Genomic DNA, 7,892 nt, shown 5'->3' with positions numbered 1-7,892 from the left:
CCCCGACGACCCCTTCGGCCAGTGGATCAACCCGATCGAGAAGCACGTGGCGTCCACCACGCTCGGCGACGACCTGGCGTGGGAGAACAGCACCCGGATCACGGGCGACGTCCTCGAGTTCGTCCGCGGGCTGCAGCAGCGGGACGGCGCCGACATCGCGGTGTGCGGCAGTGTCACGCTCGTGCGCAGCCTGTTGTTCGCAGGAGTCCTCGACGAACTGCAGCTGATGGTGCACCCGGCGATCGCCGGCTCGGGCCGCAGGCTCTTCGAGCCGACCGACCCGCCCACGCGCCTGCGCTTGGTCGACAGCACCGTGACGAGCAAGGGCAACGTCGTGAGCACCTACGCGCGGCGCGACGCCTGACGGAGGCGCGCAGCGCCTCCAGGCCGTCGAACGACTGTCCGAACCGCGCGTACCCTCGGTGGTGACCATCTCACCATCCGAGGAAGCCGGAGTCAGCATGCCCCAGGACACCCGCCCGCACGTCGTCATCGTCGGCGGTGGATTCGCCGGTGTCGCGGCCATGCGCGAGCTCGCCGACGCACCGGTGCGGGTCACCCTGGTCGACCGCCACGTCTACAACATGTTCCAGCCGCTCATGTACCAGGTGGCGACCGGTGGGCTGAACGCCGGCGACGTGACGTACTTCCTCCGGAGCCTCCGCGCGAAGCAGAGCAACGCCGAGTTCCGGCACGGGCTGCTGACCGGCATCGACCCGGTCGAGCGGGTCGCCGAGATGTCCGACGGCGAGCACCTGCACTACGACTGGCTGATCCTCGCGAACGGCGTGAACACGAGCTACTTCGGCACGCCCGGCGCGTACGAGTACGCGTACTCGATGTACTCCCGCTCGCAGGCGCTCCGCATCCGCGACGAGCTGTTCACCCGCCTCGAGGAAGCCGCCGCCAACCAGGGCCCCGACGAGATCAAGATCGTCATCGTGGGCGGTGGCGCGACCGGCGTGGAGATGGCCGGTGCGCTCGCCGAGCTCCGCGACCAGGCCCTCGTCGGCGCGTACCCGGAGATCGAGCGGGGCAACATCTCGATCACCCTCGTGCACCGCAGCGGCGAGCTCCTCAAGCCGTTCGCCCCGCGGCTGCGTCGGTACGCGGCCAAGGTCCTCCGCAAGCGCGGCGTGGTCCTGCGCCTCAACACCGGCGTCTCCGAGGTCAAGCCCGACGGTGTGATGACGGCCGAGGGCGAGTTCATCCCGGCGTCGCAGGTCATCTGGGCGACCGGTGTGGCCGCGCACAAGGAGGTCTCCGGCTGGGGCATGCCGCAGACCCACGGTGGACGCATCCAGGTGAACGACGACCTCAGCGTGAAGGGCGTCGAGCGGATCTTCTCCGCCGGTGACATCGCCGCGCAGGACGACGCCCTCGCGCAGCTCGCCCAGCCGGCACTGCAGGGCGGACGGCACTCGGCGCGGCAGATCGTGCGGCTCATGGCGGGCAAGCCGACCGAGCACTTCAAGTACTTCGACAAGGGCACGATGGCGACGATCGGCACGAACGCCGCGGTGGCCCAGCTCCGTGGGGGCATCACGATGGTCGGGCCCGTGGCCTGGGCGGCGTGGGTGGCCGTGCACATCGCGTCGCTGCTCGGCAACGGCAACCGGCTGTCGACGCTGTCGCACTTCTTCGTGCGGTACCTCTGGTTCATGCGGAAGCGGGCGATCCCGATCGTCGGCGACGTCCGGCCCGTGCGGCCGAACGGCGACCGCGAGCCCGAGCCCTGGCAGATGCAGAAGGCGGAGTAGGCGCGCGCGGGCGCCGCGCGCCCCGCGGGCGCGCACTTGGTGAGCAGGAATGGTCGGGTCCGGAGACGGGACCCGACCATTTCTGCTCACCAAGGGCGCGGTGGTCCGGACCGGCGACGGCCTGGAGGCGCGGGGCGGGGCCACCACGCGCCTCCAGGCCGTCGGTGGGTCGCGCTACGCCACCCGCACGTCGGAGTAGGCGCCGGCGGCGATGTCCTCGAGCAGCCCCGGCCCGGTGGGCTCCCAGCCGAGGAGCTCGCGCGTGGCCTCGGACGTCGCCGACATCTCCATGCCGAAGAACTGCCCGATGAACCCGAAGTGCGACAGCGCGTCCTGCGGATCGATCGAGGTCACCGGCAGCCCGAGGGCGTCGCCGATGGCCTCGGCGATCGCCCGGGTCGGGATCGCGGTCTCGGCGACGGCGTGCAGCTTCGTGCCCGCGGGTGCGTGCTCGAGGCCGAGCCGGACGAGCCGAGCGGCGTCCGTGACGTGTACGGCCGCCCAGCTGTTCGTGCCGTCGCCGATGTAGCCGGACTCACCCCGCTCCTGGGCGGCGGCGACGATCGCGGCGATGAACCCGTGGTCGCCGGTGCCGTGCGTGGTCGGGCTGAAGCGGGCCGCGATGGTCCGCACGCCCTGCTCGACGAAGTCGAACCCGCGGTTCTCGCTGCCGCCGCGCATGCTGTCCGGGCCGACGAACGGGTTGGGGTCCGCCTCGGTCGAGGGCCGCCCCTGTGCGAGTCCGGCGACGCCCGAGGCGACGACGAACGGCCGGTCGGTGCCGACGAGCGCCTCGCCGATGGTCTCGACCGCGGCGCGTTCGCTCGCGTTCGTGGCGGCCGGGTTCGCCCAGTCGTGCTTGTTCGCGAGGTGCAGGACCCCCTCGGACGCGGCGGCCCCGCGGCGGATGGCGTCGAGGTCGTCGAGGTCACCGCGGACGACGGCGACGCCCTTCGCCTCGAGCGCGGCGGCCGACGAGTCGGAGCGGGCGAGGCCGGTGACGGTGTGTCCGGCGGCGAGGAGCTCGTCGACGGTGTGGGAGCCGATCCATCCGGAGGCCCCGGTGACGAACACGTGCATGTGCTTTCCCTTCGCAGGTGTCCACGGCGGTGATGTCATGAACTGACATCACCGTAGCACTCGATGTCAGTCGCTGTCATCAGTAGACTGCGGACATGGCGAGATGGCAACCCGGGACCCGTGAGCGACTGCAGGCCACTGCCCTGCAGCTCTTCGCGGAGCAGGGGTACGACGAGACGACGGTCGCCGAGATCGCCGCCGCGGCCGAGGTCACCGAGCGCACCTTCTTCCGACACTTCGCCGACAAGCGCGAAGTGCTGTTCGCCGGGCAGGACGACTTCCTCGGCATGTTCACCACCCCGATCGAGGCGGCACCGGCCGGCACCCCGCCCTTCGACCTCGTCCGGCTCGCGCTCGACGCCAGCGGCGCGTTCTTCCCCGACGAGCGCCGCCCGTGGTCGCGCGCACGCCAGGGCATCATCGACGGCAACCCCGCACTCGGCGAACGGGAGCTCGGCAAGCTCGCGACCCTGAAGGTCCGACTGGGTGAGGTCCTGCGCGACCGCGGCGTCCCGGAGCCCGCCGCGACCATCGCCGCCGAGACCGCCGTCACCGTGTTCCACCTGTCGTTCGCGCAGTGGATCGCCGACGACGAGGACCGCCCGTTCGCCACGATCGCCCACGAACGACTCGACGCCCTGACGACCCTGGTGCACCCCGGTCGTTGAGACGGCTCTTACCTTCCGCGAGCATCATGTAACGATCCGGTCACGGCCCGACGGCCCGTGACCCCATCGACAGCATCGCGCAGGAGGCGTCCGTGGCCATCACCACGACCTCGCCGGAGCGGACCCGTACGACATCCGCACCGGCCGACACCGACGGCAGGCACGAACGACCGACGCCCCCGCCGCCGCTCACGAACCGTGCTCCGGCGCTCGACGGGCTCCGGACGGTCGCGATCCTCATCGTGATCCTCTACCACCTGCACGTGCCGCAGTTCGAGGGCGGGTTCATCGGCGTGACGGTGTTCTTCGTGCTCTCCGGGTTCCTCATCTCGACGCTGCTCCTCGGCGAGCACCGCCGCACCGGGCGCATCCGGCTCGGCTCGTTCTGGACGAAGCGGCTCCTCCGCCTCTACCCGGCACTGCTCGCGCTCGTCATCGTCGGCCTCGCGCTGTGGAACTGGGTCGGCGACTACAAGGGCGCCTCGTTCTCCCCCGGCGAGGCGGCGTTCATCGCGCTGAGCTACACCGGCAACCTCTTCCGCTCGTACTGGGACACCACGCAGGGCGTCTTCGCGCACACGTGGAGCCTGTCGATGGAGGAGCAGTTCTACCTCGTCTGGCCGCCCGTCCTCGTGCTCCTGTTCGCACTGCGGTCGCGTCGGCGCTGGCTGATGACCGGGCTCGGCGTCGTGATCGTCGGCGCCGCAGCGGCGTCGTGGCTGAGCTACCGGACGCCGAACAGCGGCGCGACCCCGGACGTGTACTTCTCCCCCGTGCTCGGCGTCGTGCCGCTGGCGACCGGGTGCCTGCTCGCACTGCTCCTCGACGACGAGCGCTTCCGGACGTGGGCCTCCGGGATCGCCGGGCACGTCGGCACCTGGCTCGGCATCGGACTGCTCGGCGCGGTGCAGTTCTGGATCGACGACGACTGGACGCAGCACGCCTGGTCGTTCGGTGTCGTGCTCCCGGTGACCGGGCTGATCTCCGCGCTGCTCATCGGTGGCCTGGTGTCGGTGCGGTCCCCGCTGTCGGCCGCGCTCGCGTGGACGCCCGTGTCGTGGTTCGGTCGTCGCGTGTCGTACTCGGCGTACCTCTGGCACCCCGTGGTCATCGCGCTGCTCGGCACGTTCGCGATCGGGGCGTGGGGCACGGTGTGGCTCGTGGGGGCGGCGCTGCTGGTCGCGGTCGGGGCGGCCTACGCGGTCGAGGTGCCGGTCGAGCGGCTGCGGAAACGGTTCCGTGAGGCCCGGCGACTGGTCGCCGCGGACCGGTCCGCGCGCGAGACGGCGGACGCGACCGCCTGACGGACGGGAGGCGCGGGTCGGCCCCGTACCGCGCCTCCCGACCCACGGTCTGCCGGAGGCGACACGACCGACGGCGCGTGCACCGCGCCTCCCGACCCGCGGTCTGCCGGACGCGACACGACCGACTGCGGCTGCACCGCGCCTCCGGGGTCCGCGTCAGCGGGTGCGACGGCTGCGTCCGACCAGCAGTCCGACGGCGCCGACCACGAGCACCAGCGCGACGACCACCGGCAACCGGAAGGCGAGCTCGGTGACGATCCCGGCGACGCCACCGCCGCCGAGGAGCACCCGACCGGCGATCCCGAGCACGGCAAGGACGACGATCGCGCCCGCGGCCACCACGACCGCGGCCTCCCACCGAGCGACCGGCGGCATCCGACGCGGCGTGCTCCGTCGCCACCACACCACGGCCGCGACGACGAGCCCGAGCAACCCGAGCACGCTCGAACCGTCCTGCACGCCGGCCCAGACCGGGTAGGCCGCCGGGCCCTCGCGGAGGAACGGGATCGCCTGCACCGCCCACCCGGCCTCGTGCGAGAACGCGTCCCACACGACGTGCGTCACGCTCCCGACGAGACAGGCGACGACGACCGCGACCGCCCGGCGGACCGGCCGGTCCCCGGCACGCGGAGGGGACGACCAGCTCGCCGGCAGCCGCTCGCGGACGCCGGGCACCGCCTCCGCCCACGCCGGCCGCACCAGGTACCACCAGGCCAGGAGGACGACCAACGCGACCACCAGGTCGATCGTCACGACGCCCACCCACGAGTGCGCCACGACGTAGGGCGGCAGGAACGGCGCGAACAGGACGGCGTCCGGCGCCATGGCTCCGACGGCGACCGCCGCGACGGGCAGCGGGGTGCGGCGGGCGGCCAGGGCGACGACCGCGTGGCTGACGGTGAAGGGCACGACCCCAGCATCGCGGACGGCCCCGGTGGAGCGCTTCGGTCGAGCGGATGACCCCGGGGCGCCGATCGGCTGGGTGGGCGCTGCGTCGACCGTCCGTAGGCTCGGGCCGTGACCACGGAGCGCGTCGACGTCCTCGTCGTCGGCGGTGGGCCCGTCGGCCTCTTCGCCGCGGCGCTCCTCGCGGCCCGCGGGCTCGAGGTCGTGGTGTGGGAACGGCGCGAGGGTGTGCCGACGGGCTCTCGCGCGATCGGGATCCACCCGCCGTCCCTCGACGCGTTCGCGGCGATCGGGCTGGACGGGCCGGTCCTCGCGGAGGCCGTCCGGGTCCGCCGCGGTGTCGCGCGCAGCCGTGGCCGGGAGCTCGGCGCCCTGACGTTCGACCACGCGTCGGCCACGCACCCGTACGTCGCGACGCTCGACCAGCACCGGACCGAGGCCCTGCTGCGGGAACGGCTCGCCGCGGCGGCGCCGGACGCGCTCCGGACCGGCACGGTGCTCTCGGCGCTCGAGCGGCACCCGGACCACGTCGACGCGGTCGGGACCGGCCCCGACGGCGCGGTGGCCGTGCGTGCCCGGTTCGTCATCGGGGCGGACGGCTCGCGGAGCACCGTGCGGGACCTGCTCGGCATCGCCACCACCGGTCGCGACTACCCGGACCGCTACGCGATGGGGGACTTCGCCGACGTCGAGGACCCCGCTGCCCGGACGGACGCGCTCGTCGACGTCGGACCGGCCGGCGTGGTCGAGTCCTTCCCGTTGCCCGGCGACCGTCGTCGGTACGTCGTGCTCCTGGCATCCTCGGACGATCCGTCGCCGAGTGCGGCGGACCTCGCGGCGATCGTGGCGGCACGCACCGGTGTCCGGCCGGACCCGACGTCCTGCAGCATGCGCAGCGGGTTCGGTGTCCGACGCCGGGAGGCCGAGCGGGTCGGCGTCGGCCGTGTCGTCCTCGCCGGGGACGCGGCGCACGAGATCAGCCCGATCGGCGGGCAGGGCATGAACCTCGGGTGGCTCGACGCGGCCGAGCTCGCGCCGCTCCTCGCGGAGGCGGTCGCCTCGGGCAGCGCCGGCCCGTGGCCGGAGTACGCGCGGCGGCGGCAGGCGGTCGCGCGGCGGGCGGCGCGGCAGGCGGAGGTGAACATGGCGCTCGGACGTCCGTTCGGCCGTCCGCTCGGCAGGGTGGGGGCGGCCGGACGGGAGGCGCTGCTCCGGACGGCCCTGTCCCTCCCGACCGCGGATGCGCTGGCCGGTGTGTACGCGATGCGGTGGGCATGACGGGTCGCGCGGGCGGCGGGTCAGGCGACCAGGCGGGCGCCGGCGAGGCCGAGCTCGACGACGAGCACGAGTGACGACGCGATGACGAGCCGGAACAGCACCCGCGATGCCCGCCCGGCCAGCACGAGCCGCGCCCCGACCCCGGCGAGCGCGACGACCACCACGGTCCCGAGCACCGCGAGCACCACCCCCACGCCGCGGACCGGATCGTCCCCGAGCACCTGACCACCGAGCACGAGCAGCGCCGCCACGACGAGCGACCCGAACGCCGTGACGCCCGCGCCCCGGAGCCCGAGCCGGTGCGGGAACCCCCGGACCCCGGTGGCCGCGTCGTCGACCAGGTCCGGCAACACGTTCGTGCAGTGGATCGCGACGCCGAACACGGCCCCCGTCGCGATCGCCCACCACGCCGGCCAGTCGCCGTCCGGCCCGGCCGAGACCGCCACGACCGGGAGCAGCCCGAACGCGACCACGAACGGCACGACGGACCAGACCGTGCGCTTGAGCCCCGCGTCGTACGCCCACCCCGCGGCCACGAGCACGAGGTGCGCGACGGCGGCGACCGGCCCGAGCAACACCGACAGGACGACGGACGCCAGGGCGGTACCGAAGGCCGCGCGACGGACCGTGCCGACGGCGATCGACCCCTGCGCCACGGGCTTGTCCGACCTGCCGACGGCACGGTCGCGATCGGCGTCGATCCAGTCGTTCGCGAGCCCGATCGAGAGCTGCCCGGCGACGACGGTCAGGGCGACGAGCACGACCGTCCACCACGCGTGCCCGACCGCCACGGCGATCACCGTCGCGAGCACGGTCACGGTGACGGTGGGCCCCGGGTGCGACGACGCGAACAGCAACCGTGCGGTCGAGGGTCGGCGTGGCCGGGTCACAGGTGC

8 protein-coding genes are annotated in these 7,892 nt (G+C 73.4%); 5 read left to right on the top strand and 3 right to left on the bottom strand.

The window, feature by feature from the left end; translation table 11 throughout:
* The coding region (locus tag JSX79_RS14385; RefSeq protein WP_229086780.1) for a dihydrofolate reductase family protein at window positions 1-364 on the top strand (364 nt) is incomplete at its 5' end.
* 61 nt (window positions 365-425) lie between these two features.
* Window positions 426-1,760 (top strand): NAD(P)/FAD-dependent oxidoreductase, encoded by a 1,335-nt coding sequence (locus JSX79_RS14380; RefSeq protein WP_229086779.1) that lies wholly within the window; start codon window positions 426-428, stop codon window positions 1,758-1,760.
* 174 nt (window positions 1,761-1,934) lie between these two features.
* Here the strand turns inward: JSX79_RS14380 and JSX79_RS14375 are convergent, their stop codons facing one another.
* Window positions 1,935-2,840 (bottom strand): SDR family oxidoreductase, encoded by a 906-nt coding sequence (locus JSX79_RS14375; RefSeq protein ID WP_229086778.1) that lies wholly within the window; start codon window positions 2,838-2,840, stop codon window positions 1,935-1,937.
* 95 nt (window positions 2,841-2,935) lie between these two features.
* On the opposite strand from JSX79_RS14375, the gene JSX79_RS14370 reads away from it, so the two are divergent.
* Together JSX79_RS14370 and JSX79_RS14365 are read left to right on the top strand one after the other, a co-directional pair.
* Window positions 2,936-3,508 (top strand): TetR/AcrR family transcriptional regulator, encoded by a 573-nt coding sequence (locus JSX79_RS14370; protein ID WP_070418073.1) that lies wholly within the window; start codon window positions 2,936-2,938, stop codon window positions 3,506-3,508.
* A gap of 92 nt (window positions 3,509-3,600) precedes the next feature.
* Window positions 3,601-4,812 (top strand): acyltransferase, encoded by a 1,212-nt coding sequence (locus tag JSX79_RS14365; RefSeq protein WP_229086777.1) that lies wholly within the window; start codon window positions 3,601-3,603, stop codon window positions 4,810-4,812.
* A gap of 156 nt (window positions 4,813-4,968) precedes the next feature.
* Here the strand turns inward: JSX79_RS14365 and JSX79_RS14360 are convergent, their stop codons facing one another.
* Window positions 4,969-5,721, bottom strand: coding sequence for a DUF4184 family protein (locus JSX79_RS14360; protein WP_229086776.1), 753 nt, complete (start codon window positions 5,719-5,721; stop codon window positions 4,969-4,971).
* A 108-nt stretch (window positions 5,722-5,829) separates the two neighbouring features.
* On the opposite strand from JSX79_RS14360, the gene JSX79_RS14355 reads away from it, so the two are divergent.
* On the top strand, window positions 5,830-6,996 hold the full coding sequence (locus JSX79_RS14355) for an NAD(P)/FAD-dependent oxidoreductase (RefSeq protein ID WP_229086775.1): 1,167 nt from the start codon (window positions 5,830-5,832) through the stop codon (window positions 6,994-6,996).
* Window positions 6,997-7,016: 20 nt separating this feature from the next.
* Here JSX79_RS14355 and JSX79_RS14350 read toward each other — a convergent pair whose 3' ends face one another.
* A complete protein-coding gene (locus tag JSX79_RS14350; protein ID WP_229086774.1) occupies window positions 7,017-7,886 on the bottom strand; it encodes a UbiA family prenyltransferase in 870 nt (289 codons plus the stop codon).
* Window positions 7,887-7,892 lie beyond the last annotated feature (6 nt).

The sequence above is a fragment of the Curtobacterium sp. GD1 genome (assembly GCF_020882855.1).
GTDB lineage: Bacteria > Actinomycetota > Actinomycetes > Actinomycetales > Microbacteriaceae > Curtobacterium.
The sequence above is the reverse complement of the archived record's forward strand: the minus strand, read 5'-3'. Positions and strand labels throughout refer to the sequence as shown.